Origin of the sequence: Nocardia ignorata NBRC 108230 (assembly GCF_001612905.1) — a bacterium.
Classification (GTDB): Bacteria; Actinomycetota; Actinomycetes; order Mycobacteriales; family Mycobacteriaceae; genus Nocardia; species Nocardia ignorata.
This window is the reverse complement of the sequence record NZ_BDBI01000024.1, coordinates 104623-130878: the sequence shown is the minus strand read 5'-3', so window position 1 is coordinate 130878 and position 26256 is coordinate 104623. Positions and strand designations below refer to the sequence as shown.

Genomic DNA, 26256 nt, shown 5'->3' with positions numbered 1-26256 from the left:
GCTCAGCGCCGCGCGGCCAGTCGCGGCAGGTCACGCGACACCTCGATGAGGAACCACGACGGCAGCACCGGCACGCCCTCGGCATCGGCGGCGATCACCAACTGCGCGCATTCCACCGAGATCTCGGCCAGCTCCACGAGCAGCGACTTGGCGCGCAACACGAACCGGCGCACCGCGGCGGAGGTGTGCTCGCGGTCGCCGGGCAGTTCCTTCACGAGGCGGGCCCGCATCGTCTCGGCCAGGAAGTACAGCAGGTCGCGGTCGGCCGGATCGCGCGGCCAGGCGGCATCGCCCTTGAAGACGGCGTCGAGGTCGAAGGCGTGGCGCACGGTCTTGACGAAGGCGCGGAAGCCGGAGGCGTGGCCGAGGGTGAGAGTGCCGGTGGCCAGCACATTCAGCGTGGTGTCGTCGATGTCGTCGCCGCAGGAGTACAGCGCGTCGGAGAGCATGTGCCACCCACGCGGGGTGGAGAAGGGCGCCTCGGTTTTGGGCGGTGCCGACCACAGGTGGTCGGGGCGCTGGGTGAGGTAGCGGATCACCCACGGATGGATGTCGTTGACGGCAGCCCATTTCAGCCAGTCGTCCACGTCGGCGCGCAGATGCAGGTGCACCATGCGGTTGACCAGCGCCGAGGCCATCGGGCGGGCCAGCGCGTTGTCGGTGGCCCGGTTGCCCGCCCCGATCACCACAGATCCCTCGGGCAGTTCGTAGGTGCCGATGCGCCGATCCAGGATCAGGGAGTAGAACGACTTCTGCACCTCGGGTGAGGCGGCGTTGAGTTCGTCGAGGAACAGGCAGTAGGGCTGGGCGCGGGCGATCAGTTCCGGCGGCGCGAACCGGCTGCGGCCGTCCACGATCTGGGGCACCCCGATGAGATCCTCGGGTGCGAGCTGGGTGCCGAGCAGGGTCACACAGTCGAGGCCGAGTGAGTCGGCGAAGGTGCGCACCAGCGAGCTCTTCCCGATTCCCGGTGCGCCCCAGAGGAATACGGGCCGTACCACGGCGACATGCAGCAGTAGCTCCGGTAGCTGGTCCGGTGTCACCGTGACGGATGCCTGCAACGTGGTTCCCTCCCCTGCCTTCGTCGGAGCAGGAGAGTATCGGGCGGATCGCCCGGCCCGCCAGCGAGTTTCGCCGACGGGCCGGTGCGGCGCATCAGTCCAGGGCGCGCGACAACCCTTCGGCGAGTTCGGCCACCTGGGCGTCGGTCATCACGAAGGACGGGGAGATCTGCATGGCGCCCGCTCCGGCAGCACGACCCGAGATCCCCTGGGCACGAAGGGCTTTCACCAAGCCGGGGCCTTCGGAGGGGTCGGCCAGCTGGACGGCCGCCACCGCACCGAGACCGCTGCGGACCTCCGCCACGCGCGGGTGATCGGCCAACGGGGCCAGGGCGGTGTGCAGGGTGGTCTCGAGCCGGGCCGCTTCCTCGAGCAGACCCTCACGTTCGACGATGGCGAGATTGGCCAGCGCCGCCGCGGCCGCACCGGCGTGCCCGCCGTAGGTGTACCCGTGCCGGAACCACACACCACCGGCGTAGAACGGCTCGGCCAGGTGCGGGGCGATGAACACCGCACCCATCGGCAGATAGCCGGAGGTGAGGCCCTTGGCGGTGGTCATCAGATCGGGTCGCAGGTCGAAGCGGGTGGAGGCGAACCAGGAGCCACCGATCCGCCCGAAGCCGGTGACCACCTCGTCGGCGACGAACAGGATGTCGTGGTCGCGGCAGATCTGGCGCACCTCGGCCAGGTATCCCTCGGGCGGCAGGTACACCCCACCGGCACCGATGATCGGTTCGCAGAAGAACGCCGCGATCCGTTCCGCGCCGATGTCCTCGATCAGCGCGAGCAACGCCTTGGCGTCGTTCCATTCGACGGTGCGGGTGTCCTCGACCAGGACGCCGTAGCCCTCCTTGTTCGGGGTCAGACCGCCGAGCGAGGTGCTCGCGTAGTGCATGCCGTGGTAGGCCAGGCGTCGCCCGACCAGGATCTTCTTGTCGGCGCGGCCCTGTTCGTGCCAGTAGCGCCGCGCCAGTTTCGCGGCGGTCTCCACCGAGTCCGAACCACCGGAGGTGAAGAAGATCTTGCTACCGGGCACGGGCGCGATGGCCGACAGCTTCTCGGCGAGCTCCTGGGTGGCGGGCTCGGTGAGGTCACCGAAGTTCGAGTAGTGGGCGATGGTGCGCAACTGCTCGGCGACCGCGTCGGCGATCTCCCCGCGACCGTGTCCCACATTGGCGAACCACAGACCCGCGGTGGCGTCGAGGTACCGGTTGCCCTCGGTGTCGTAGACGTAGGCACCGTCACCTCGAGCCACAACGAACGCACCGTCACGAGTGACGGCACCCATATCGGCGAATCCATGCCAGAGCGCATTCATGGCTCCACACTTACACCGGCTCGCCCTCGCGCGCTCGTCGGGCCCTCCACCACGCGGGCATGTCACCCAGCGACGCCATGGCAACCGCGAGCACCGCGAACACGATGCTCAACACGATCAGGCCGAGCGTCATCGACAGGTAGCCCTGGTGGCGCGGATCGATGAACGGGTACGGGTACCAGTCGACGATCGGGCCGCGGATCAGCGTGTAGGCACCGTAGAGCAGCGGGAAGATGAGCCACTTCCCCACCAGCTCGGGCGTCGTCGCCAGTCGGCGCCCCATGGCGACCAGCACCCAGTCCGCGACGAGGACGAGCGGCAGGTACCGGTGCATGATGTCGTTGATCCACTTGTCGGTGAGCATCACGTCGATATTGGCCAGCAGGACCGCGTACACCACCATCGTGATGAGCATGTACAGCGTCACCGCGCCGCGCACCACCTGCCAGCCGCGTCCCTGCGGCGCGAGCAGGCCGCCGACGAGCAGCACGAGCACGGCCAGGATGTTGGACTCGATGGTGAAGTAACTGAAGTAGTTCGCGATCGAGAATGTCGGCGAGTCCAGGTTGCGCAGGGGAATCCACAGCAGGGCGACGAGACCGAGCACTCCGAAGCCGATCCGGTATGCCCTGATCCACCACGCCGTGCGCACCGAGCCCCTCATCCGGCCTCCTGTGTCTATGGCGGCTGGCGCCGCGGTTCTCGGCGCTGAACCCCCGCCTCGTCCCTCCTACGGGCACTCCTTCGTCGCACCCCTTCGGTCAGTCCAGAGGCGGGGACGCGCCGAGACCGGCGCCGGCCTGGTCGTATCTTCGCACGCGATGTCGGTGATCCGGGTGCAGCACGCCGCCGTCGACGGGCGCGCCGGGAAAACCGGTGGCGTGCTTCGCTAGGCTGGTAGACGCAATGACCAGGACAGCTAGCACCGGAACCCGCGCGCTGCGCACCCGCCTGGCGGAGGTCTCGCTGCGCGACGAACATCGGCTCCGGCGCAAACTGGACCGGGCGCGCCCCGACGACCTGCCCGCGCTGGACGCCGAGATCGCCACCGCCGAGACTCGCGTGGCGAATCGCCGCGCGGCGGTTCCGTCGATCACCTATCCCGAACAGCTGCCGGTCTCGGCGCGCCGCGACGACATCGCCGCCGCCATAGCCGCCAACCAGGTCGTCATCGTCGCCGGTGAGACCGGCTCGGGCAAGACCACCCAGATCCCCAAGATCTGCCTGGAACTCGGTCGCGGCATCCGCGGCACCATCGGGCACACCCAGCCGCGCAGGCTGGCCGCGCGCACGGTCGCCGAACGCATCGCCGAGGAGCTGGGCACCGAACTCGGCGACGTGGTCGGGTACACGGTCCGCTTCACCGATCAGGCCTCGGATCGCACGCTGGTCAAGCTCATGACCGACGGCATCCTGCTCGCCGAGATCCAGCGCGACCGGATGCTGCGCCGCTACGACACGATCATCATCGACGAGGCACACGAGCGCAGCCTCAATATCGACTTCCTGCTCGGCTACCTGAGGCAGTTGCTGCCGAAGCGGCCCGATCTCAAGGTGATCATCACCTCGGCGACCATCGATCCCGAACTCTTCGCCCGCCACTTCGCCGCCGCCGACGGCACCCCGGCCCCGATCGTCGAGGTGTCGGGCCGGTCCTATCCGGTCGAACTCCGTTATCGCCCTCTGTCTTTGGAGCTGCCGGGCACCGACGACGAGGACGACACCCGCGTAGTCGACCGCGACCCGACCGATGCCATCGGCGACGCGGTCACCGAACTGTTCGCCGAGGGCGACGGTGACGTGCTGGTGTTCCTGTCCGGTGAACGCGAGATCCGCGACACCGCCGATTCGCTGCGCGACCTCAGACTGCCGCGGACCGAGATCGTCCCCCTCTACGCGCGTCTGTCGGCGGCCGAACAGCACAAGGTGTTCGCCCCGCATACCGGTCGAAGGGTGGTGCTCGCCACCAACGTGGCCGAGACTTCGCTGACCGTGCCGGGCATCCGGTACGTCATCGACCCGGGTACGGCACGCATCTCGCGCTATTCGATGCGGACCAAGGTGCAGCGGCTGCCGATCGAACCGGTGTCGCAGGCTTCGGCGCGGCAGCGTTCGGGTCGATGTGGTCGTGTCGCCGACGGCATCTGCATCCGCCTGTACTCCGAAGACGATTTCGAGTCGCGGCCCGCGTTCACCGAACCGGAGATCCTGCGTACCAATCTGGCGGCGGTCATCCTGCAGATGACCGCGCTCGGCCTCGGCGATATCGAGAGCTTCCCGTTCGTGGAGGCCCCCGACCGGCGTGCGATCCGTGACGGCATCGCGCTGCTCGAGGAACTCGGCGCACTCGCCCACGGCAGCTCCAAGGCTGTCGGCAGCGAGGAACAACCGGGTGGGCATCTCACGCTGACCCCGGTCGGCCGGGAGATGGCACAGTTGCCGGTCGATCCGCGCATGGCCCGCATGCTGGTGGAGGCCAACCGCAACGGCTGTCTCGACGAGGTGCTGGTGATCGTCGCGGCACTGTCGATCCAAGACGTGCGGGAACGGCCCGTGGAGCATCAGCAGGCCGCCGACACCCAGCATGCCCGCTTCACCGTCGACGGTTCGGACTTCCTGGCCTACCTGCGCCTGTGGGACTACCTGACCGAGCAGCGCAGGTCGTTGTCGTCCAACCAGTTCCGCCGCATGTGCCGCGACGAGTTCCTGCACTACCTGCGGATCCGCGAGTGGCAGGACCTGCACGGCCAGCTGCGCACCATCACCCGTGGGCTCGGGTGGGACAGCACGGGCCACCTGCCGTCGGGAGACGGCGAGCAAGCATCGGACGGTCGCCGTGGCCGTGGCAGACCGCAACGCGCTCAGACACATTCCACGAGTGCCGGTGGGGCGACCGGGGGCAACCGTTCCGGTAGCGACGAGCCGGGGCGGGGTGGCCGCAAGTCGCGTGGCCGTGGGGCCGGGCAGCCACCAGCCGATGGCCCTCGCTCCGGCGCGAAAGATGCTGCGGGGTCCGCTGATTCGGCGGTGGCCGAGGCCGAGGCGGCGATGCCGTGGCCGAGCGCGCAGATCCATCAGTCCTTGCTGGCGGGCATGCTCTCGCATCTCGGTGTGCGGGAAGCGGAGTCGCGGGAGTTCCTCGGGGCACGCAATGCCAAGTTCATGATCTTCCCCGGCTCGTCGCTGGCCAAGAAGCCGCCGCGCTGGGTGATGGCGGCCGAACTGGTGGAGACCTCGCGGCTGTGGGGGCGCATCGCGGCGCGGATCGAACCGGAGTGGGCCGAGCGGCTCGCCGGTGACCTGGTGAAACGCACCTATTCGGAACCGCATTGGTCGGCCAAGCGTGGTGCGGCTCGCGCCTACGAGCGGGCCACGCTCTACGGTGTGCCGCTGGTGACCGGCCGCCCCGTCGACTACGGGCGCATCGATCCGGAACTGTCGCGTGAACTGTTCATCCGCCATGCCCTCGTACAGGGTGAATGGCAGACGCGGCACGGGTTCTTCGCCCGCAACCGAGCGCTCGTCGACGACGTGGCCGACCTCGAGCACCGAGCGCGCCGACGCGACATCCTCGTCGACGACGAGGTGCTGTTCGAGTTCTACGACCAGCGCATCCCCGCCGACGTCGTGTCGGTGCGTCACTTCGACTCCTGGTGGCGCAAGGCCGAACGCAAAGACCCAGGGCTGCTGGACTTCTCGACCGACACCGTGGTCAACGCGGGTGCCGCCGCCCTCGACCCCACCGATTTCCCCGATGCCTGGCGTCAGGGGGAGCTCTCCTTCCCGCTGACCTATCAGTTCGAGCCGGGCAAGGACGACGACGGTGTCACCGTCCGCATCCCCGTCGAGCAGCTCGCGCACGTGCGCGCGGTGGGCTTCGATTGGCTGGTTCCCGGCATGCGGGAGGAACTCGCGTCCGCCTACATCAAGACGCTGCCGAAGGCGTTGCGCCGCGCGGTGGTTCCCGCGCCCGACTTCGCGTCGGCGGCCCTGCGTGGGCTCACCCCTCGCGCGGAACCGTTGCGGATCGGGTTGGCGCGCGAACTGTCACGGCTCGGTTCGGTGACCATCAGCGCAGACGACCTCTCCCCCGCCGCCCTGCCGGACCACCTGCGGATGACCTTCGCCGCCGTCGATCAGAGCGGGAAGGTGCTCGCCAAGAGCAAGAACCTCGCACAGCTGAAAACCCAACTGGCCGAACAGGTTTCGGCGTCCGTCGCGCGTGCCACCGCCGGTGCCGAACGCGCGCCCGCCACCGTGTGGACCTCCGAGTCGCTCGGTGCCGTCGCGCCGACGGTGCGACGCGAGGTGGCCGGGCAGACCGTCACCGGCTACCCCGCCCTGGTCCCCGAGGGTGAAGGCGTCGCCGTGCGCGTGCTGAGTTCGCCCGCCGAACAGGCCGCCGCCATGCGCGCGGGGGTGCGTACCCTGCTGCTCGCCGCCGTCCCGACATCCACCCGTGCCGTCACCGCCGGGCTGTCGGCGGCCGACCGGCTGGCTTTGAGCCAGAACCCCGACGGGTCCCTCGACAAGCTCGTGGACGATTGCCGGGTCGCCGCCGCCGACGAACTCATCGCCCGCGCCGGTGGTCCGGTGCGCACACCGGAGGAATTCGACAAGCTCGTCGCCGCCGTTCGCCCGAAACTGGCGGGCACGGTCAGCGAACTGATCCGCCTCGTCGCGCCGGTGCTGTCGGCCGCGCATCAGGCCCGCGCCGCTCTGGCCGACACTGTCGAGACCGACATCGCCGACGATGTCCGCCACCAGCTCGACGACCTGCTGTTCCCCGGTTTCGTCGCCGAATGGGGACGCTCGCGGCTGCGTGAACTGCCCCGCTACCTGCTCGCCGCCGCCCAGCGCCTCGAATCGCTGCCCGGTTCGGCGGTGCGCGACCGTCAGGGGATGCTCGAGGTGGATCGGATGCTCGCGGCGTACGACAAACTCGTCCGCAGCCTTCCCGACAACCGCCGCAACGCCCGCGATGTCACCGAGATCTGGTGGATGATCGAGGAATTGCGCGTCAGCTTGTTCGCCCAGAAGTTGGGGACCCCGTACCCGGTGTCGACCAAACGCATCGAAAAGGCGATCGCCTCCATCCGCCGTTGACGGGTGTGGCTCGTTGCGAACAAGTGGGCGAGCCGACCCCGGGAGACGGCGGCAGCGAGCACGGGCGCGGCGACGCGGGTTCAGTCGGTAGCTGCGGTAGCGGCGCGGGCGGCGCGCATCTCGGTGATCTCGCGTTCGAAATCGTCTGCGCTGGTGAAGGATCGGTACACCGAGGCGAAGCGCAGGTAGGCCACTTCGTCGAGATCGCGCAGGGGCCCGAGGATGGCGAGGCCCACCTCGTGGCTGGGGACTTCCGGAGATCCCTTGGCGCGCACCGCGTCCTCGACCTGCTGGGCCAGCAGATTCAGGGCGTCGTCGTCGACCTCGCGGCCCTGGCAGGCGCGTCGCACGCCGACGATCACCTTCTCACGGCTGAACGGTTCGGTGACGCCGCTGCGCTTGACCACCGACAGCACCGCGGTCTCGACAGTGGTGAACCGGCGCCCGCACGACGGGCAGGAACGTCGGCGGCGAATCGCCGTGCCCTCCTCGACTTCCCGCGAGTCGACGACACGCGAGTCGGGGTGACGGCAATACGGGCAATGCATCCGAGGGGTTCCTTCGTCGGTGCGCAGTTCACTTCGCTACTCCATGACTCTTGACAGGATACCGCTCAGGTATGGGTCACCTGCCACTGCGTGGTCAGGTCCGCGATCACGTCCGGCAGCCGGGCGACCAACCGGCCCCGGTCGAGCTTGCCCGGAAACGGCTCGCGGTACACGACCACGGCCCGCGCGGGGTCGGTGGCCAGGTCGAGGTGGCGGGGCACCAGGTCGGCGGCGAGGTAGGCCCAGCGGTCGGCACGGTCGGCCCAGTTGAACGCGGGCAGCGGCATCCGCAGGCCGAGCTTGCTGCCGGGAATCGGCGAGCGCACGGTGGCGGGCGCGTACACACCGGGTGCCCGGGCGCCCGCCAGGGCGGGTTTGCCCGCGACCGTGGTGACGTAGGTGAGCACCCGGCCCAGGCCGCCCCGTCCGGCGGCGGTGGCGTCCCACTGCTCGGGGACGATGTGGTTCTGTTCGCGGTCGGCCATGGTCACCAGCGCCGCGGCGAGGCCGGTGCCGTCGTCGATTCCGGCCCAGGCCGCGCGCATGGCATTGTCGAGCAGGCCCGCCGCGTGCATCTCGTCGATCGCCGCCATCCCGTCAGCCAGGTAGGCCTCGTGCATGGGCACCAGATCCGTGAAGATGTGGCGCTGCATGATGATCAGCCTGGTCTGGTACCACGCCAGGTCGTCGGCGGTCAGGCGCGGGCCGAGCAGGGCGAGCGCGGCGATATCGGGCGGTACGGCGGCGACAAGCTCCGGTGGGGTGGCGCGCAGCAGGCCGGCGACGGCCGTACCGAGTTCGTGGATTCCGGGCACCGACAGCAGAGCGCCGATATCGCCCACGTCGAAGAATCCCGATGCGAACGAGCCGCCCGCGATGCCCGCCAACCCGGCCCAGTAGAAGTCCGGGCGGGCCGCGGCGATGCGGAAGTAGTTCACGTACACGCGGGAGAAGGTGTCCGTGTTGGCTGCCACGCCACGCTCCGGTGCCCAGCCGGCGAGGTCGATGCCCGCGTTGTCGGTGGCGACGACGAGCCAATACTGATGCAGCAGTGTGGAATACCGGCTCGGCGCGATCCCGTCGGCTCTGGCGCGGTCGAGCGCCATACGCAATGGTTCGGCGCTCAGGGGCAGTGCCGGATGGATGCCGCCGGCGAATTCACCGTCGTCATTGATGGCAGGTAGGTCCAGATAGGCGGTGTAGGTGGGTTCGGCTCGGACGAGGGGCGCGGGCGCCACGGCCGGCAGCACACCGAGGAGCAGAACGATCCAAAAGCTGCGCACGTGACCTCGCATCCGTGCCCCGACCGGCCCGCCCGGCAAGAACAATCGTCACGGTAGCAACGTGTTCTATTTTTGGGGTCGCGTTTCGAACAAGCCGACCTGCGGGTGGTCACCCGGCTGGGAGATTCCGGGCGTGGACTCGGCCCACTCGCCGAAGCTGCCCGCCCGCAGATGCGCCAATCCCAAGAACGTCACCACGATCAACGCGGTCACCAGCGCCGTGAGGGCCAGCGCCGCCAATCCCGCCTGAGCCTGACGCACCCGCACCATCGGATGGGCACCGCGCGCACCGGAACCGACCACACGCGCGTAGAGCGCCTGCTCCGAGCGCGGCCCACGTAATTCCGGCCCACGATCGGACGCCCGAACACCCGCACGCACCCGCCGGGTCGGCGCTTCGATCGGGGACGGGTCTCCGACGAGCGCCCGGGTGACGGATCGCGATCGCGTCGACTCCCAGCGGGGCACGGTCGCGAACGCGAGATCCACCTCGGCTTCGGTGATGTCGAAGGTCCGCACACCCCTGGCCCGGAGCTCGGCACCACGAACCACCTCGGCCTCGCGCGAGCGCCGGACCGGCGTGGCCGGGGCGGAGAGTTGCGGCGGATGGGGGATGAAGCGGGCGGCGACTTCCCGCCGCGCCGCGCTGTTGCGGCCCTGTCCGCGCACGAGCGCGAAAGGACGTGGAGCGCGGGCGGTTCGGCGGCGACGCAGCACCGGTTCGGGGACTTCGGCGGGATCGTAGGAACGCAGGGCGCTGATCGCTGTGCTCATCGGAAGAACCTCCGGGGTGGTGTGCTCCGCTGGATGAAAGGGCAGGTGAGGCGACGATGACCGAACCTGTTCGAACACCTGTGCGACGAACTGATGTTCGATTTCTACCACGCGGCGACGCGCATGTCAGCACGAAACGCCCGACATGCTCGAACAGATGTTTGATACTTCGGCGTGGCCCGACTAGCGTGAGAGAGGCGAATTCGACAAGCGGAAGGGCGGGACAGGTGACCCACACAGACGACACGGGTGACGAAAGCGCTACCGGCACCGTCACATCGGGATCCGGCGCGGATCTCACCGTGCGTCAGCGCACGGTCCTCGAGGTCATCCGCTCCTCGGTGACCGAACGCGGCTACCCGCCGAGCATCCGCGAGATCGGCGACGCGGTCGGGCTCACCTCCACCTCCTCGGTGGCCCATCAGCTGCGCGCTCTGGAACGCAAGGGCTACCTGCGCCGCGACCCGAACCGGCCGCGCGCGGTGAACGTGCGCGGACTCGACGAAGCGGTGCGCGCGGTCACCACCCTGCCCGCCGAACCCGTGGACGACGTGGCCGACCCGAGCCGCCCCACCCCCACCTTCGTTCCGGTCCTCGGCCGGATCGCCGCCGGTGGGCCGATCCTGGCCGAGCAGGCGGTGGAGGAAGTGTTCCCGCTGCCGCGCGAACTCGTCGGCGACGGGTCGCTGTTCCTGCTCAAGGTGGTCGGCCAATCGATGGTCGATGCCGCGATCTGCGACGGCGACTGGGTGGTCGTGCGTCAGCAGAACGTCGCCGAGGGGGGCGACATCGTCGCGGCCATGATCGACGGCGAGGCGACCGTGAAGACCTTCAAGCGCACCGGCAAAGACGTGTGGCTGATGCCACACAACCCACATTTCGAACCGATCCCAGGAAACGACGCGCAAATTCTGGGGAAAGTCGTCACCGTCATCCGCAAGGTGTGAGGTCAGCGGCTTGCCGCCGCGTCCATCTCCCAGACCAGCACCTCGGCGGGGGTCGTCGCAGTCACGCGGTGGCCGCCCGTCGCGGTGAGCCGCACGGCGTCGCCCTGCTCGAGTGCGCCGTGGTTCTCGTAGTCGACGCTGCCCCGGGCGATGAACACATGCCCGTACGGCGCGTCGGGAACGGTGATGCTGTGGCCCGGGTCCAGCCGCGCCACATGAAAAGTGGCGTGGCGGTTGCCGATTCCGATCGCGGCGTCGCCTCGGTACCTCGGCATGCCGGAGGCCACCGGCACCAGCGAGTTGCGGCGCAACGCACCGTCGACGTCGAGTTCCTGATAGCTCGGCGTCGCGCCGAGGGTGTCGGGTGGGATCCACATCTGCACCACGTGCAGCCGTTCGCGTTCCGTCCAGCCGGCGCCGTTGCGTTCGGAATGCAGGATGCCGGTACCCGCACTCATCCGTTGCGCGAGACCGGGCCGGATCAGCCCCGAGTTGCCCGCCGAATCCTGGTGCACCACTGTGCCTTCCAGCACCCAGGTCAAGATCTCGGTGTCACGGTGCTGATGCGTGTCGAAGCCCTCGCCGGGATCGACGATGTCCTCGTTGTGCACCAGCAGCAGCCCGTGCGCGTAGTCCTCGAGCACGAAATTGCCGGTCACGGGGAACGACTGACGCGAGTCGAGCCACTCGGTGCGCCAGTACCTGCGGTCCGCGCCCGGAATCACCTGCACCTGTGCCGCCATCGACCTCGCCTCTCACTATCCGGACCCTGGTCCGTATAGCGCGTAACGCGAGGTGAGCGGTGGGTATTCCACGAACACCCACCCCTCGGCCGGGTCAGAAGGGCAGCGCGCTCCGCAATCGGCCGATCAGGCCGCGGCCGGTATCGCGCTCGCGTTCGGAGAACAGGAACTGCAGTTCCTCCTCCAGGCTTTTCTGCACCACGTCACGCAGGTCGGCGGCGGCGCTGTCGATGTCGTCGGTGCCGATCCACGGGGTGGGATCGATCGGTGCGCCCGCCGAGTAGTAGAACCGTTCCGGGCGCGGAATCGGGGTCGGCCCGATGCCCTTCACCAGCGGCGGGTTCAGCTCGGGGTTGATGCCGAGCAGTTGGCACGTCCACCGCAGCGGCGACATCACCGGATGCTGGCCGTCGAAGACGATGTCGAAGGCATCGTCGATACCGATCATCGCCAACGGCACGATGGGAACGCCGGCCTGGATCGCCATCCGCGCGAACCCGGTGCGGCCCTCCCACTTGAGCACATACTTCTCCCCCTTGCGGCGGATCGCCTCACGACCGCCACCGGGGAACACCACCACCGCCTCGCCGCGCTCGAGCAGCGCGAGGCAGTTCGACCGGGTACCGCGCACGGCACCGAAACGGTGCAGGATCTCCCGCACACCCGGCACCATCAGCACATGCTCGGCCAGACCACGCACCAGCCGCCCCCGTTCCCGCAGGATCGCGGGCATCAGCAGCGGCGCATCGATGCCGCCGAGCAAGTTGTGGTTGGCCACGATCAGCACCGGGCCCTCGGCCGGAATGTTCTCCAAACCGTAGAACCGCGGGCTGGCCCAGGCTCGCACCGGTGCGAACACCGCCTCGAAGGCCCGGATCTCCCACTCGCTCGGCGCCGGATTCAACGGCGCACCATCACTGAGAACGTGGTCGCCCTGCTCGACTTCGTTCTTCTGGTCGTTCGACATAACACCCTCCTGCTGTCGACAATCGACCATAGCGCGGCGAATATGGCTGTATCGCATCGGTGTCGGCCGCAAACGCGCGGCAACCCGGCTATCGACCAGCCGACTCCGCAGGCCCGGAATGGGCGAATTCCGACAGGGCCGCCGCCAGCGCGTGTGGCACCCGAGCGCGCACGCGGGTGCCGCCCTCCTCGTGATCGGAGGAGATGATCCGGCCGTCGGCGTGGATGCGGGCGAGCAGGTCGCCCCGGCTGTAGGGCAGCAGCACACTGATGTCGACATCGAGCCCGCCGAGTACCTCGGAGAGGCGTTCGCGCAGCTCCTCGATGCCCGCGCCGGTGCGGGCCGACACGAACGCGGCGCCCGGCAGCAGCCCGCGCAGGCGGGTGAGCTCGTCGGGGTCGGCGGCGTCGATCTTGTTGACCACCAGCAGTTCCGGCGGAGCCGCCGTACCCTGCTCCTTGATCACGTCGGTGATGACCTCGCGCACCGCGCGGATCTGCTCGAGCGGCAACGGGTCGGACCCGTCGACCACGTGCAGCAGCAGATCGGCGCCGGTGACCTCTTCCAGGGTGGACCGGAACGCCTCGACCAACTGGGTGGGCAGGTGGCGCACGAAGCCGACGGTGTCGGTGAACACCATCTCGCGACCGTCGTCGAGCGCGGCCCGGCGGGTGGTCGGATCGAGGGTGGCGAACAGCGCGTCCTGCACCAGCAGGCCCGCGCCGGTCAGCGAGTTCATCAGGCTGGACTTGCCCGCGTTGGTGTAGCCGACGATGGCCACCGACGGCACTCCGCTGGCGCTGCGGCGCGCACGCATGGTGTCGCGTGCGGTCTTCATCTCGCGAATCTCGCGGCGCAACTTGGCCATTCGCTCGCGGATGCGGCGGCGGTCGGTTTCGATCTTGGTCTCACCGGGGCCACGCAGACCGACACCGCCGTTGGAGCCGGCCCGACCACCGGCCTGCCGCGACATCGACTCACCCCAACCACGCAGCCGCGGCAGCATGTATTCCATCTGGGCGAGTGCGACCTGGGCCTTGCCCTCGCGGGAGGTGGCGTGCTGGGCGAAGATGTCGAGGATCAGCGCGGTGCGGTCGATGACCTTCACCTTCACGACCTTCTCCAGCGCGGTGAGCTGGGCGGGGGTGAGTTCACCGTCGCAGATCACGGTGTCGGCGCCGGTGTCGAGGACGACGGTGCGCAGTTCCTCGGCCTTGCCGGAGCCGATGTAGGTGGCCGGGTCGGGCTTGTCGCGGCGCTGGATGAGGCCCTCGAGGACCTCCGAGCCCGCGGTCTCGGCCAGTGCGGCCAGCTCGACCATGCTCGCCTCGGCCTGCGCGGCGCTGCCGGTGGTCCACACACCGACGAGCACGACCCGTTCCAGGCGCAGCTGGCGGTATTCGACCTCGGTGATGTCGGTGAGCTCGGTGGACAGCCCCGCGACGCGACGCAACGAGGTGCGTTCGTCGAGCTGCATCTCACCGACGGTCGGTTCGGGTGACCAGCCCGGGCGCTGCATCCGCGCCGCGTGGCGGGCCAGCGCGTCGTCGACGTCGCCGCGGTCGGCGGCCACGTCGGCATCGGCCGCGGTGGTGTCGCGGTCCGATGTGGTGTCTGAGGGTACTTCTGGTTTCGTCATACGTCTTCCATGCTGCCACGTCACAGTGACACGGCGCATCCGGTTATCCCTGGGCTTGCGCGTTCCACCAGTCGCGCGACAGCGTGCCCGCGGCGAGCAGGACCGAGGGACCGCGCATCCAGGCGCGCCCGTTGTCGATGGTGACGCGCACCTCCCCGCCCGGTACGCGCACGGTGACCTCGCCCCGACCCGACCCGACCGGCACACCGGCGGCGGTCAGCGCGGCGGCCGCGGCGGCGACGGTTCCGGTTCCGCAGGAACGGGTCTCGCCGACACCACGCTCGTAGACGCGCATGTCGACGGCGTTGTCGGGACCCAGCGCAGTGAGGATCTCGACATTGACGCCGTGCGGGAACAGGTCGGGATCGAAGCCGGGCGACACGCTGAGGTCGAGCTTGGCCAGCGCGTCGGCGGTCAGGCTCTCGTCGACGCAGGCCAGGTGCGGATTGCCCACATCGATGCCGATTCCGGACAGTGCCCAGCCGGCCAGGGTCGCGGTGGAGCTGCCGAGTTCACGCACGGCGCCCATGTCGACGGTGATCTCGCCGTCGACCGGGCCCGCGCTGTGCACCTCGACGGGTCGTCCGCCCGCGCGGCTGCCGACCACGTACTCGGTGCGGGTTTCCAGGCCGGTGGCGTTGAGGTAGTGGGCGAACACACGGGTGCCGTTGCCGCACATCTCGGCGATCGACCCGTCGGCGTTGCGGTAGTCCATGAACCAGTCGTCGTCGGCGACACCGTCGGGCAGGGTGTCGAGCACGCCCGCTTCGCGCAGGGCGCCCGCCTTGGCCACGCGCAGCACACCGTCGGCGCCGAGGCCGCGACGGCGGTCGCACAGGGCGGCGACGCGGTCGGCGTTCAGGTCGAGACGCACCTCGAGGTCGGGCAGCACCACGAAGTCGTTCTGAGTGCCGTGGCCCTTGCTGAATTCGATGTCGGACACATCCGCCATTGTCCCCTGCGCGGGCGCCGAGCCCGTCATCGGGCGAAGGTGCGGCGCTGCCGGGCGATCTCGTACAGGCCGATCGCGCCTGCCGACGGGGCGCCGAGCGAGCTGGCGGTGCCGCCCATCGGGATGGTCACGAGGTCGTCGCAGGCCTGCGACCAGGCCGAACTCATGCCGGTGGTTTCGTTGCCGACCACCAGGATCGTGGCCTCGGTGAAGTCGTAGTCGTAGATGGTCGACGGCGCGTGTTCGTCGGTGCCGACGATGCGGGTGGGGATACCGCGCGCCACCTGCCGGTCGCGGAACTCCACGACCTGGGCGGGGCCCGACGCGCGCAGGACGGGCACGGCGAACAGCGAACCGGTGGAGGCGCGCACGGCCTGCGGGTCGAACTGGTCGGCGCCGTGACCGGTGACGATCACGCCCGATGCCCCGAAGGCGTCGGCCGAGCGGATGAGGGTGCCGAGGTTGCCGGGCGAGTTCGGCCGGTCGAAGACCACGACGACCGGAAAGTCCTCGCCCGGTTCGCCGGGCGCGTACGTGTCCAGGTCGGGTTGCCGCGAATGGGCCACCGCGACGATCTCGGGAATCGTGCCCGACTTCTCCCCCAGCTCGGCCATCAGCTCGGGAACCAGACCCACCTGCGGTATGTCGGTGGTGTCGAGCAGTTCGCGCGCCCAACTGGACAGGTCGGGTGTGCCGAGCCGGTACAGCAGGGTTTCCAGCGGCCAGTCGTTGGCCAGGGCCTGGGTGATCGGGCGCACGCCCTGCACGAGGAAGCGGCCGTCGCGATGACGCTTGGTCCGGTTGTTGAGGTAGGCCTGCCACACCTGCACCGAGGCGTTGCGGGTACTCACTCGTCGGGTCACTGCGCGGTCCGTCCTGTCTGTTCGTCGAGCAGGGTGAGCGTGGTGGCGGCGAGGTCGGGGTCCGCGCCGTCGACCCAAGTCACCCTCGGGTCGCGGCGGAACCACGAGCGCTGCCGTCGCACATAGCGGCGGGTGCCGATGAGGGTGCGTTCGCGGGCGTGCGCGAGATCGCATTCGCCGTCGAGGTAGGCCAGTACCTGGGCGTACCCGATCGCGCGGCGCGCGGTCCGGCCTTCGCGCAGTCCGGCTTCGAGCAGGGTGCGGACTTCCTCGACCAGGCCCGCGTCGAACATGTGCGCGGTGCGGGCCTCGATGCGGGCGTCGAGGGCGGCGGTCTCCCGGTCGACGCCGACGATGACGGTGTCCCAGCGCGGTGTGCCGACGGTCGGAGCCGAGGCGGCGAACGGTTTGCCGGTGAGTTCGACGACTTCCAGTGCGCGGACCATCCGTCGCCCGTCGGTGGGCAGGATGGTGTCGGCCGCGACCGGGTCGGCCGCCCGCAGCGCCGCGTGCACGGCCGCGACACCGCCGTCGGCCAGCACCGCTTCCCACCGGGCCCGCACCTCGGGGTCGGTGGCCGGAAAGTCCCACTGGTCGAGCAGCGCCTGCACGTACATCATCGAGCCGCCGACGACCACCGGGATACGCCCGCGCGCCATGATGTCCTCGACGATTTCGGTGGCCGCGCTCTGGTAGGCGGCGACCGTGGCGGTCTCGGTGACGTCGAGAACGTCGAGAAGGTGGTGTGGGATGCCGCGCCGCTGCGCGGGCGGCAGTTTCGCGGTACCGACGTCCATGCCGCGGTACAGCTGCATAGCGTCGATGTTGACGATCTCGCCGTCGAGCCGTTCGGCCAGGTCGAGGGCCAGATCGGACTTCCCGGTCGCGGTGGGTCCGACGACCGCGATGGGACGCTTCGTCATCGGCCGACCTCCCACACGCTCACGTCGTAGCCCACGCCGTACGGTGCGCCCTGGTAGAGGGTGCGAACCGGTGGGTCGGCCGGATCGGTGGCGAATAGGCCGCCGAGCACCTGGTAGGCGGCGCGGCCCTCGACCCGTAGCTGCCCGCACATGTCGGGGTCGATTGCCGCGAGCCCCGCACGGGAACCAGCACGCAGGGCCGCGTCCAGATCCGCTTGGAAGGGGGCGGCGCGCTCGTCGAGGTAGCCCGGGGATCTGAGGGTCAGGGTCGCGGCTCCGTCGGCGACGATGAGTACCGCGCACGGCGCCGGATCGGCGTCGAGTTCGGCGCGCAGCTCGGCACCGAAACGGGCGCACTCCCCCGGCGCCGTGTCGGCGGCGACCACTCGCGCCCGTACGGAGACGTCGGGCGCGGCCTGCTCCCGCAACCACGCGGCGATCAGGACGGGCAGCGGAAGCTGGGCGTCTGCCGGTGCGTCGGCGCTCGCGACCGGGCCGAGACCGACGACGACATCGGCGCCGAAGCCGCGGAAAGTCCCCCGCACGCCGGGTTCGAACGCTTCGGCACGCGCGCCGGCGCCGACGACGACCCAGCGATCGGCATGGGCGGCGAGGGTGGCGGCGGCCTCGAGCGCGGCCGCGCGCAACACCACCACCGGCTCGTCGGGAGCATCGCCGGAGGCCACCTGGTGTCCGCACAGTTGTGGCACCAGCATCGGCGGCGACGGGACCAGGGCCGCTATCGAGAACACCAGGTAACCGTAGCCGCACCGGTGGCCCGCACCAGCATCCGGCGCAGGAGGGGCGCACCGGGTCAGCGAGTGTCCGGCGCCGTGACGCCCCGCGAGATTGCTAGTGTTTTCTGATGCGACCACCCCCGTCGTCCGGGACGAATTCCCAGGAAACGCGGCATCCGATCCCCGGGATCGATGGTTTCCTCGGCTCGAAGCGGGTTCAATGGGATGTGCTAGAGCGTAACCAGGCAGCCGTGACGCGCGGCAGGGACGGAGAGCAATGACCGACAGCAACGGAACCGCGAAGCCCACCCCCGGTCCGGGCCCGCGACCCTCCGGCACCCCCAAGCCCGGCGGCAAGGCTGCGCGTCCGCCCAAGCCGCACGCCGTGAAACCCGCTCCCGGCCCCGACCAGGCGCACCCGCACGCGGTGGTGGTGCCCGCGTCCACCGACCCGAGCAAATGGGGTCGCGTCGACGAGGACGGCACCGCCTGGGTGAAGACCGCCGACGGCGAACGTGTCGTCGGGTCCTGGCAGGCCGGTGACGCCGCCGAGGGCCTTGCCCACTTCGGCCGCCGCTTCGACGACCTGGCCACCGAGGTGGCGTTGCTCGAGGCGCGCCTGGCCGCGGGCGCCGATGCCCGCAAGACCAAGGCCGCCGCGCTCGCGCTGGCCGAGACGCTGCCGACCGCCGCCGTCATCGGTGACATCGACGGCCTGGCCGCCCGCCTGCAGGCCATCACCGAGCACTCCGAGGAAGCCGCCGCGCACGCCAAGGAGGAGAAGGAACGCGCCCGCCACGAGCACACCGAGCGCAAGGAAGCCCTGGCCGCCGAGGCCGAGCAGATCGCCGCCGAATCCACCCAGTGGAAGGCCGCGGGCGACCGGTTGCGCGAGATCCTCGACGAGTGGAAGTCGATCCGCGGTGTCGATCGCAAGGTCGACGACGCGCTGTGGAAGCGCTACTCCAAGGCGCGTGAGGCGTTCAACCGTCGCCGCGGCGCCCATTTCGCCGAGCTCGATCGCGAACGCGCCACCGCCAAGACGCGCAAGGAAGAGCTGTGCGTGCGCGCCGAGGAGCTGTCCGGCTCCACCGACTGGACCGGCACTGCCGCGGTGTTCCGCGACCTGCTCACCGAGTGGAAGGCGGCAGGCCGGGCGCCCCGCGAGGCGGACGAGGCGCTGTGGCGCCGGTTCAAGAGCGCGCAGGACGTGTTCTTCGCCGCCCGCAACGCGGCGGTCTCCGAACGCGACGCGGAGTTCGAGCACAACGCCGTCGCCAAGCAGGAACTGCTCGACGCCTACGAGCACATCGACCCGGCCAACGGCCTCGAAGCCGCCCGTGCTGCCCTGCGCGAACTGCAGGACAAGTGGGATGCCATCGGCAAGGTCCCGCGCGAGCGGATGCAGGAGCTGGAAGGCAGGCTGCGCGCGATCGAGAAGCGGGTGCGCGACGCGGCCGACCAGCAGTGGCGCCGCACCGACCCGGAGGCCGTGGCCCGGGCCGCGCAGTTCCGCGAGCGCGTCGCCCAGTTCGAGGAGCAGGCCGCCAAGGCCGAGGCCGCGGGCAAGAAGCGGGACGCGGAGAAGGCGCTCGAGCAGGCCAAGCAGTGGCGTGAATGGGCCGAAGCGGCCGAAGGCGCCGTCAGCAATCTCTGACGAGAACGAGAAAACCCCGACCGCCTACGGTCGGGGTTTTTTTCTTCGTTTCGGGAGCTACTCGTCGCCCAGCAGGCGTTTGCGGTCGCGTTCCTCGGCTTCGCGGGCGGCATTGCGGCGCTGTTCCTCCGCGGCCAGCTGCACGGCGGTGCGACTCCAGACCACCCGGATCCAGTGGAAGGTGAGCACCATGACGGCCAGAGTGCCGAGGATCAGGCCGATGCCGGGCCCGGCGCCCTCGTAGTTGCCCAGGCCGGGGGTCTGGCGATGCCAGATCGACAGCACGCCGAACACACTCGCGACGGCCGAGCCCGCACAGGCCAGCCAGGCCAGCACCCAGCGCCGGGTGGTCAGGGCCAGCAGGGAGAAGCCGACACCGAACACGATGACCAGCCACACGAAGACGCGGGAGGGCAGCCCGATGTGTTCGAGGCGGGCCGCATCGGTGCTCAGCAGCACGTCGAAGCCGCGCGCGGCGCCCGCGTGCGGCAGGATCAGCGAGACGAGCAGGGCGAATACCGCGCCCGCCACCACCATGGCCCGTGCGCCGGGATCGATCTCACCGGCGATCCGCCGTTCGACGGCGTCGATCTCGCCGCGGAACTGCTCGAATTCCTGATCGTTGCCCACCCGGTTCACGTCGCTCCTGTCCGCAGGGTTACTCGGCTCGTGTGCGCCGGGCTCCACTCTGCCATCCCCCGCGCCGTCCTCGTCACCCGACCCACTACGGCCGGTAGTAGAGTCCGGGTCCTCGGCGTTCACGCCGGACACCCGGTCGAACAACCGCTGTCCACCGGCTCGACGGCGGGCGCGCCGATACGCGGCAGGCCGAGACCGACACCGATCGGCGCGGTCTTGGGCGTGACCCCTCGTTCGTGTGCGTCACCCGCTCGCGTGCGGCGATGCGATTTCACGACACCGTCGGCGATCAGGTGGTGCGGTGCCGCGGCGGTGATGTCGACGACGACGAGGTCACCGGGCCGGATTCCCGCGTCGGTGCCGGGACGGAAGTGCACCAGTCTGCCGTCGCGGGCGCGTCCGCTCATCCGCGCGGTCGCCGCGTTCTTCTTGCCCGCGCCCTCGGCGACGAGCAATTCCACTTCGGTGCCGATCAGCGCCTGGTTCTCCTCGAGCGACACCTGTTCCTGCAGGGCGATGAGCCGGTCGTAGCGTTCCTGCACCACCGCCTTGGGCACCTGGTCGGCCAGTTCGGCGGCCGGGGTGCCGGGGCGCTTGGAGTACTGGAAGGTATAGGCGCTGGTGAAGCGGGCCCGGCGCACCACGTCCAGGGTCTCCTGGAAGTCCTCCTCGGTCTCGCCGGGGAAGCCGACGATGATGTCGGTGGTGATCGAGGCGTGCGGCATCGCGGCGCGCACCTTGTCGATGATGCCGAGGAAGCGTTCCTTGCGGTAGGAGCGACGCATCGCCTTGAGCACCCGGTCCGAGCCGGACTGCAACGGCATGTGCAGCTGCGGGCAGACATTGGGTGTCTCGGCCATCGCCTCGATGACGTCGTCGGTGAATTCCGCCGGATGCGGCGAGGTGAACCGCACCCGCTCGAGTCCCTCGATCCGCCCGGTCGCGCGCAGCAACTGGGCGAAGGCGCCACGGTCGCGCGGCTGTTCGGGGTCGACGAAGTTCACGCCGTAGGAGTTCACGTTCTGGCCGAGCAGGGTCACTTCGAGCACACCCTGGTCGACCAAGGCCTGCACCTCGGCGAGCACGTCGCCGGGGCGGCGGTCCACCTCCTTGCCGCGCAGCGCGGGCACGATGCAGAAGGTGCAGGTGTTGTTGCACCCCACCGAGATCGACACCCAGCCCGCGTAGGCCGACTCCCGCTTGGCGGGCAGGGTGGATGGGAAGGCCTCGAGCGATTCGAGGATCTCCACCTGGGCCTGCTCGTTGTGCCGTGCCCGTTCGAGCAGAACCGGCAGCGAACCGATGTTGTGCGTGCCGAACACCACGTCAACCCACGGCGCCTTGCGCACCACGGTGTCGCGGTCCTTCTGCGCCAGGCAGCCGCCGACGGCGATCTGCATGCCGGGCCTGCCCTGCTTCACCGGCGCGAGGTGCCCGAGGGTGCCGTAGAGTTTGTTGTCGGCGTTCTCCCGCACCGCGCAGGTGTTGAACACCACCAGGTCCGGGGTGTCGCTCGGTGCGGCCTTCACATAACCCGCGTCTTCGAGCAGGCCGGACAAGCGTTCGGAATCATGGACGTTCATCTGGCAACCGAAGGTGCGGACCTCGTAGGTGCGCGCCTCGGTGACCGAGCCGTGCGTCGCATTCTGTCCGTTCGAATCCACCCGTCCAGGGTACGGCCACCGCCCCGGTGACCTGCGTCGCGGTCGGGCAGGCCGACCGCGACGAGGAGGCTGCCGCCCGGTTACCGGCAGGTGTCTTCTCGGCGAGCCGAGACGGCGAGTCACGGAAAGCAGGGCAAATCTCCGAAGAACGCCTAAGGTTTCTGAGCATGACCGACGACGCCGCACCCGCGACCGGGAAAGCCGACGCCGCTGCCACTGCAGGCGCGCCGCCGATGATCTCGATGCACAACGTGGACAAACACTTCGGTGAACTCCACGTTCTGCGCAATATCAACCTGGAAGTGCCCCGCGGGCAGGTCGTGATCGTCCTCGGCCCCTCGGGCTCGGGGAAGTCCACCCTGTGCCGCACCATCAACCGGCTCGAACCGATCGACTCGGGCCGCATCGCCATCGACGGGGTGGATCTGCCCGCAGAAGGCAAGGCCCTCGCCGCGCTGCGCGCCGAGGTGGGCATGGTCTTCCAATCGTTCAATTTGTTCGCGCACAAGACAATTCTGGAGAACGTGATGCTCGCGCCGATGAAGGTGCGCGGCATCAAGAAGGACGAAGCGCGCAAGCACGCGCTCGCCCTGCTCGACCGGGTCGGCATCGCCAACCAGGCCGACAAGTACCCCGCCCAGCTCTCGGGCGGCCAGCAGCAACGCGTGGCGATCGCGCGGTCGCTGGCGATGGACCCGAAGGTGATGCTGTTCGACGAGCCCACCTCCGCGCTGGACCCGGAGATGGTCAACGAGGTGCTCGAGGTGATGGTCTCCCTCGCCAAGGAGGGCATGACGATGCTCGTGGTCACCCATGAGATGGGCTTCGCCCGCCGTGCCGGCGACCGGGTGTTGTTCATGGCCGACGGCGAGGTCGTCGAGGACGCGGAGCCCGAAACGTTCTTCACCGCACCGCGATCCGACCGCGCCAAGGACTTCCTCGGCAAAATTCTCAGCCACTGACTTGTAGCGACACCACAAGAGGGAGAAGGAAACTCGATGAGGATCAATCGTGCGGTGCGCGTCGGCGTCGGCGCTGTGGCTCTGGCTCTGGCCGCCACCGTGACGGCGGCCTGCGGCGGCGGTGACGAGGGCAGCGCGCTCGACCACGCCAAGGAAGGCAAGCTGACCGTCGGCATCAAGTTCGACCAGCCGGGTCTCGGCCTGCGCAACACCGACGGCACCTACAGCGGCTTCGATGTCGAGGTCGCCAAGTACGTCGCCGACAAGCTCGGGGTGAAGCCAGAGGCCATCACGTTCAAGGAAACCCCGTCGGCGCAGCGCGAGACGATGATCGAGAACGGTCAGGTCGACTTCATCGTCGCCACCTACTCGATCAACGACAAGCGCAAGGAGAAGGTCGATTTCGCCGGCCCGTACTACGTGGCGGGCCAGGACCTGCTGGTGCGTGCCGACAACACCGACATCACGGGCCCCGATTCGCTCGCGGGCAAGAAGGTCTGCTCGGTGAAGGGCTCCACCCCGGCCCAGAACATCGAGAAGAACTACCCGCAGGCTCAGCTGCAGACCTACGACACGTACTCGCTGTGCCTCGAGGGCCTGCGTGGCGGTGCCATCGACGCGATGACCACCGACGACGTGATCCTGGCCGGTTACGCCGCGCAGGCGCCCGGCACCTACAAGCTGGTGGGCAAGACCTTCACCACCGAGAACTACGGCATCGGCGTGAAGAAGGACGACACCGAGGCCCGCACCAAGATCAACGACGCGATCGAGGCGATGATCGCGGACGGTTCGTGGAAGGCCGCGCTGGAGAAGTCCTTCCCCGGTACCGGTTTCAAGGTCCCGGAGCCGCCGAAGGTCGACCGCTACTGATCCCGAACACCGTCGCGGTGGCCGTGTGCCACCGCGACGGTCTTTGTCCTGCTGGCCTTTCTCATCGATCGGAGGACGCGCGTCCGTGTTCGACCTGATCTCGGAGTATGACTCCCGAATCCTGGCTGCCTTCTGGGTGACCATCAAGCTGACGTTCTTCTCGGCGATCGGCGCCCTGATTCTCGGCACCATCGTCGCCGGAATGCGTGTGTCTCCCATCCCCGTCGCGCGCTGGGTCGGCACCGCCTACGTGTCGATCTTCCGCAACACCCCCCTCACGCTGATCATCGTGTTCTGCTCGCTCGGCCTCTACAGCACGCTGCGGTGGGAGCTGGCCGGTGATTCGATCAAGGACAACAACTACTGGTGGGCGATCATCGGATTGAGTGTCTACACCGCGGCTTTCGTGTGCGAATCACTGCGGTCGGGCATCAACACCGTCCACATCGGGCAGTCCGAGGCGGGCCGCTCGCTGGGCTTCGGGTTCGCCCAGAATCTGCGCCTGATCGTGCTGCCACAGGCTTTCCGGGCCGTCATCGCCCCGCTGGGCAGCGTGCTGATCGCGCTGACCAAGAACTCGACGATCGCCTCGGTGATCGGCGTCGGTGAGGCCGCGTTCCTGATGAGCGAGATGAACGAGAACGAGGCCGCGGTGCTCGCCATCGGTGCGGTCTTCGCGCTCGGCTTCGTCGTGCTCACCCTGCCGACCGGCTTGTTCTTCGGCTGGCTGGCCAAGCGATTCGAGGTTGTCCGGTGAGTTCAGGCGCTTCGGTTCTGTTCGACGCTCCCGGCCCCAAGGCTCGGGTGCGGCACTGGATCTACTCGGTCCTGGTAGCGGCGGTGCTCGTCGCGATCGCGGTGTGGATGTTCCTGGCCTTCCAGCGCGAAGGCCAGTTCACCGCCGAGAAGTGGAAGCCGTTCCTCGAGGCCGAGGTCTGGGAGACCTACCTGCTGCCCGGTCTCGAGGGCACGCTCACGGCCGCGGTGCTCTCGATCATCGGTGCGCTGATCTTCGGCATGATCTTCGGCGTCCTGCGCCTCTCGGATCACACCTGGGTGCGCTGGGTGGCGGGCGCTATCGTCGAGCTGGCCCGAGCCATCCCGGTGTTGATCCTGATGATCTTCCTGTTCGCCGTGTTCGGCGACTACAAGGTGTTCCCGTCCGATCAGCTCGCGCTGGCCGCGGTGGTCATCGCCCTGATCGTCTACAACGCCTCCGTCATCGCCGAGATCGTGCGTGCGGGTATCCGGTCGCTGCCCAAGGGCCAGAGCGAGGCCGCCGTCGCGCTCGGCATGCGCAAGACCCAGCTCATGCGGCTGGTGCTGTTGCCGCAGGCGATCACCGCGATGCTGCCCGCGCTGGTCTCGCAGATGGTGGTGGTGCTCAAGGACACCGCGCTGGGCTACCAGATCACCTATGTGGAGCTGGTGCGCTCGGGTCAGCAGGTCGGTGCGGCGGAGCAGAACACGATCCCCGCCCTGATGGTGATCGCGGTCATCATGATCTCGCTCAATATCACGCTGTCGTTCCTGGCGACCCGCTTGGAGAAGCGGCTGCGGTCGCGGCGCAAGAAGGGCGGCGGTGCGGTGCTGGCCGCCGACTCGATCGTCACCGATGCCGCACCCGGCGTGGACATCACCAAGAAGTAGGCCCGGTATCCGACGGGGCCCGGTCCTTCGACCGGGCCCCGCTCGCTTCATTCGGTGTAGCGGTAGAAGCCCTCACCGGTCGACAGGCCGAGCTTGCCCTTGTCGATGTAGTTCTGCTTCAGCCAGTCGGCCAGCTTCTGCTCCTCCGGGCCGCCGTTGGTCAGGATGTTGTAGGGCGTGGTGAGCCCGACGATGTCGAGGATCTGCATCGGTCCCATCGGTGCGCCGGTACCGATGCGCCAGGTCTCGTCGACGGCCTTCGGTTCGGCATAGCCGCCCGCGACCAGCCCCATGCCGGCGTTGAGGAACGGGACGAGCAGCGAGTTGAGCACGTAACCCGCCTTCTCCTTGTGCAATTCGATGGGTACCATGCCGATGTCGGTGGCGAACTTCACGACCGAGGCGAATACCTCCGGGTCGGTCTCCGGTGTGCCCATCACCTCGGCGGTGTTGAACTTCCACACGTGGTTGGCGAAATGCAGGGCGAGGAAGCGGTCGGCGCGCCCGGTGAATCCGGCCATGTCGCTCGGCAGCAGGGTCGAGGAGTTCGTCGCGAAGACCGTGCGTTCCGGGGCGAGGCCGCCCAGCTTCGTGTACAGGTCGCGTTTGATGGACAGCACCTCCGGCACCGCCTCGATGACGAGGTCTGCGTCGGCGACCGCGGCGGCCAGATCGGTCGTCAGCGTGATGCCCGCAGCCGTCGCCTCGGTCTTGGCGGCGTCGGCTCCGCTCACTTCGGCCTGGTAGGTCTTTGCCAGTTCGTCGAACCGGGTGCGGGCGGCGGCGATCGCCTTGTCGTCGATGTCGTAGGACGTCACGTCGAAGCCGTGGAAAGCGGTCTGGAACGCGATCTGGGAACCGAGGACGCCGGTTCCGAGAACTGTCACCTTGCGGAATGCGATGGTCATGCGTGTTCCTCCCAGCGATGTCGGTGTGCCGGTGTGTAGCCA

Annotated in this window: 23 protein-coding genes; 7 read left to right on the top strand and 16 right to left on the bottom strand. The window is 69.0% G+C overall.

The window, feature by feature from the left end; all coding sequences use genetic code 11:
• Positions 1–2 precede the first annotated feature (2 nt).
• The 3 genes from NI2_RS19935 to NI2_RS19925 all read right to left on the bottom strand — a co-directional run bounded on the left by NI2_RS19935 (position 3) and on the right by NI2_RS19925 (position 3043).
• Complete coding sequence (locus tag NI2_RS19935) at positions 3–1061, bottom strand: AAA family ATPase (RefSeq protein ID WP_067492779.1); 1059 nt, start codon at positions 1059–1061, stop codon at positions 3–5.
• 94 nt (positions 1062–1155) lie between these two features.
• Positions 1156–2379, bottom strand: coding sequence for an aminotransferase family protein (locus NI2_RS19930; protein WP_067492777.1), 1224 nt, complete (start codon positions 2377–2379; stop codon positions 1156–1158).
• A gap of 10 nt (positions 2380–2389) precedes the next feature.
• On the bottom strand, positions 2390–3043 hold the full coding sequence (locus NI2_RS19925) for a Pr6Pr family membrane protein (RefSeq protein WP_067492774.1): 654 nt from the start codon (positions 3041–3043) through the stop codon (positions 2390–2392).
• 242 nt (positions 3044–3285) lie between these two features.
• Here NI2_RS19925 and hrpA point away from each other — a divergent pair, with 242 nt between their 5' ends.
• Entirely contained in the window at positions 3286–7485 is a 4200-nt protein-coding gene (gene hrpA / locus NI2_RS19920) for an ATP-dependent RNA helicase HrpA (protein ID WP_067492772.1), read from the top strand.
• Between the two features lie 80 nt (positions 7486–7565).
• On the opposite strand, the gene nrdR is transcribed toward hrpA, so the two are convergent.
• From nrdR to NI2_RS19905, 3 genes are all read right to left on the bottom strand, one after another.
• Positions 7566–8033 carry a transcriptional regulator NrdR gene (gene nrdR / locus NI2_RS19915; protein ID WP_067492770.1) on the bottom strand — a complete coding sequence of 156 codons (468 nt, stop codon included), beginning with the start codon at positions 8031–8033 and terminating at the stop codon, positions 7566–7568.
• Between the two features lie 65 nt (positions 8034–8098).
• Positions 8099–9316, bottom strand: a complete 1218-nt coding sequence (locus NI2_RS19910; RefSeq protein WP_084476564.1) for a hypothetical protein — start codon at positions 9314–9316, stop codon at positions 8099–8101.
• Between the two features lie 66 nt (positions 9317–9382).
• Positions 9383–10090 carry a hypothetical protein gene (locus NI2_RS19905; RefSeq protein WP_133733785.1) on the bottom strand — a complete coding sequence of 236 codons (708 nt, stop codon included), beginning with the start codon at positions 10088–10090 and terminating at the stop codon, positions 9383–9385.
• 227 nt (positions 10091–10317) lie between these two features.
• Here NI2_RS19905 and lexA point away from each other — a divergent pair, with 227 nt between their 5' ends.
• Positions 10318–11037, top strand: coding sequence for a transcriptional repressor LexA (lexA, locus tag NI2_RS19900; protein WP_181696961.1), 720 nt, complete (start codon positions 10318–10320; stop codon positions 11035–11037).
• A gap of 2 nt (positions 11038–11039) precedes the next feature.
• Here lexA and NI2_RS19895 read toward each other — a convergent pair whose 3' ends face one another.
• From NI2_RS19895 to NI2_RS19865, 7 genes are all read right to left on the bottom strand, one after another.
• Positions 11040–11780, bottom strand: coding sequence for a pirin family protein (locus NI2_RS19895; RefSeq protein WP_084476551.1), 741 nt, complete (start codon positions 11778–11780; stop codon positions 11040–11042).
• A 94-nt stretch (positions 11781–11874) separates the two neighbouring features.
• Positions 11875–12747, bottom strand: coding sequence for a lysophospholipid acyltransferase family protein (locus NI2_RS19890; protein WP_067492761.1), 873 nt, complete (start codon positions 12745–12747; stop codon positions 11875–11877).
• 88 nt (positions 12748–12835) lie between these two features.
• Entirely contained in the window at positions 12836–14266 is a 1431-nt protein-coding gene (hflX, locus tag NI2_RS19885) for a GTPase HflX (protein ID WP_243749802.1), read from the bottom strand.
• Positions 14267–14429: 163 nt separating this feature from the next.
• The gene (gene dapF / locus NI2_RS19880; RefSeq protein WP_067493001.1) at positions 14430–15320 is read right to left on the bottom strand and encodes a diaminopimelate epimerase; all 891 of its coding nucleotides are present in this window, start codon (positions 15318–15320) and stop codon (positions 14430–14432) included.
• Between the two features lie 44 nt (positions 15321–15364).
• On the bottom strand, positions 15365–16201 hold the full coding sequence (locus NI2_RS19875; protein ID WP_067492759.1) for a TrmH family RNA methyltransferase: 837 nt from the start codon (positions 16199–16201) through the stop codon (positions 15365–15367).
• Positions 16198–17124, bottom strand: a complete 927-nt coding sequence (gene miaA, locus NI2_RS19870; RefSeq protein ID WP_067492757.1) for a tRNA (adenosine(37)-N6)-dimethylallyltransferase MiaA — start codon at positions 17122–17124, stop codon at positions 16198–16200. The genes NI2_RS19875 and miaA overlap by 4 nt, the downstream gene beginning before the upstream one ends.
• Positions 17121–17876: a class III extradiol ring-cleavage dioxygenase family protein gene (locus tag NI2_RS19865; protein ID WP_067492755.1), complete on the bottom strand. Its 756-nt coding sequence runs from the start codon at positions 17874–17876 to the stop codon at positions 17121–17123. Before NI2_RS19865 ends, miaA begins: the two co-directional genes overlap by 4 nt.
• 262 nt (positions 17877–18138) lie before the next feature.
• Here NI2_RS19865 and NI2_RS19860 point away from each other — a divergent pair, with 262 nt between their 5' ends.
• Positions 18139–19518, top strand: a complete 1380-nt coding sequence (locus NI2_RS19860; RefSeq protein WP_067492753.1) for a DUF349 domain-containing protein — start codon at positions 18139–18141, stop codon at positions 19516–19518.
• A gap of 57 nt (positions 19519–19575) precedes the next feature.
• On the opposite strand, the gene NI2_RS19855 is transcribed toward NI2_RS19860, so the two are convergent.
• Both NI2_RS19855 and miaB read right to left on the bottom strand, forming a co-directional pair.
• Positions 19576–20157 carry an Rv2732c family membrane protein gene (locus NI2_RS19855; RefSeq protein WP_067492752.1) on the bottom strand — a complete coding sequence of 194 codons (582 nt, stop codon included), beginning with the start codon at positions 20155–20157 and terminating at the stop codon, positions 19576–19578.
• A gap of 119 nt (positions 20158–20276) precedes the next feature.
• A complete protein-coding gene (miaB, locus tag NI2_RS19850; protein WP_084476550.1) occupies positions 20277–21821 on the bottom strand; it encodes a tRNA (N6-isopentenyl adenosine(37)-C2)-methylthiotransferase MiaB in 1545 nt (514 codons plus the stop codon).
• Between the two features lie 233 nt (positions 21822–22054).
• On the opposite strand from miaB, the gene NI2_RS19845 reads away from it, so the two are divergent.
• The 4 genes from NI2_RS19845 to NI2_RS19830 all read left to right on the top strand — a co-directional run bounded on the left by NI2_RS19845 (position 22055) and on the right by NI2_RS19830 (position 25306).
• Positions 22055–22783, top strand: a complete 729-nt coding sequence (locus NI2_RS19845) for an amino acid ABC transporter ATP-binding protein (RefSeq protein WP_166655747.1) — start codon at positions 22055–22057, stop codon at positions 22781–22783.
• A gap of 36 nt (positions 22784–22819) precedes the next feature.
• Positions 22820–23656 (top strand): glutamate ABC transporter substrate-binding protein, encoded by an 837-nt coding sequence (locus NI2_RS19840; RefSeq protein ID WP_067492748.1) that lies wholly within the window; start codon positions 22820–22822, stop codon positions 23654–23656.
• An 85-nt stretch (positions 23657–23741) separates the two neighbouring features.
• Positions 23742–24413 (top strand): amino acid ABC transporter permease, encoded by a 672-nt coding sequence (locus NI2_RS19835; RefSeq protein WP_067492746.1) that lies wholly within the window; start codon positions 23742–23744, stop codon positions 24411–24413.
• Positions 24410–25306: an amino acid ABC transporter permease gene (locus NI2_RS19830; RefSeq protein WP_067492744.1), complete on the top strand. Its 897-nt coding sequence runs from the start codon at positions 24410–24412 to the stop codon at positions 25304–25306. Before NI2_RS19835 ends, NI2_RS19830 begins: the two co-directional genes overlap by 4 nt.
• A 47-nt stretch (positions 25307–25353) precedes the next feature.
• On the opposite strand, the gene NI2_RS19825 is transcribed toward NI2_RS19830, so the two are convergent.
• Positions 25354–26214 (bottom strand): 3-hydroxyacyl-CoA dehydrogenase, encoded by an 861-nt coding sequence (locus tag NI2_RS19825; RefSeq protein ID WP_067492742.1) that lies wholly within the window; start codon positions 26212–26214, stop codon positions 25354–25356.
• Positions 26215–26256: the final 42 nt, after the last annotated feature.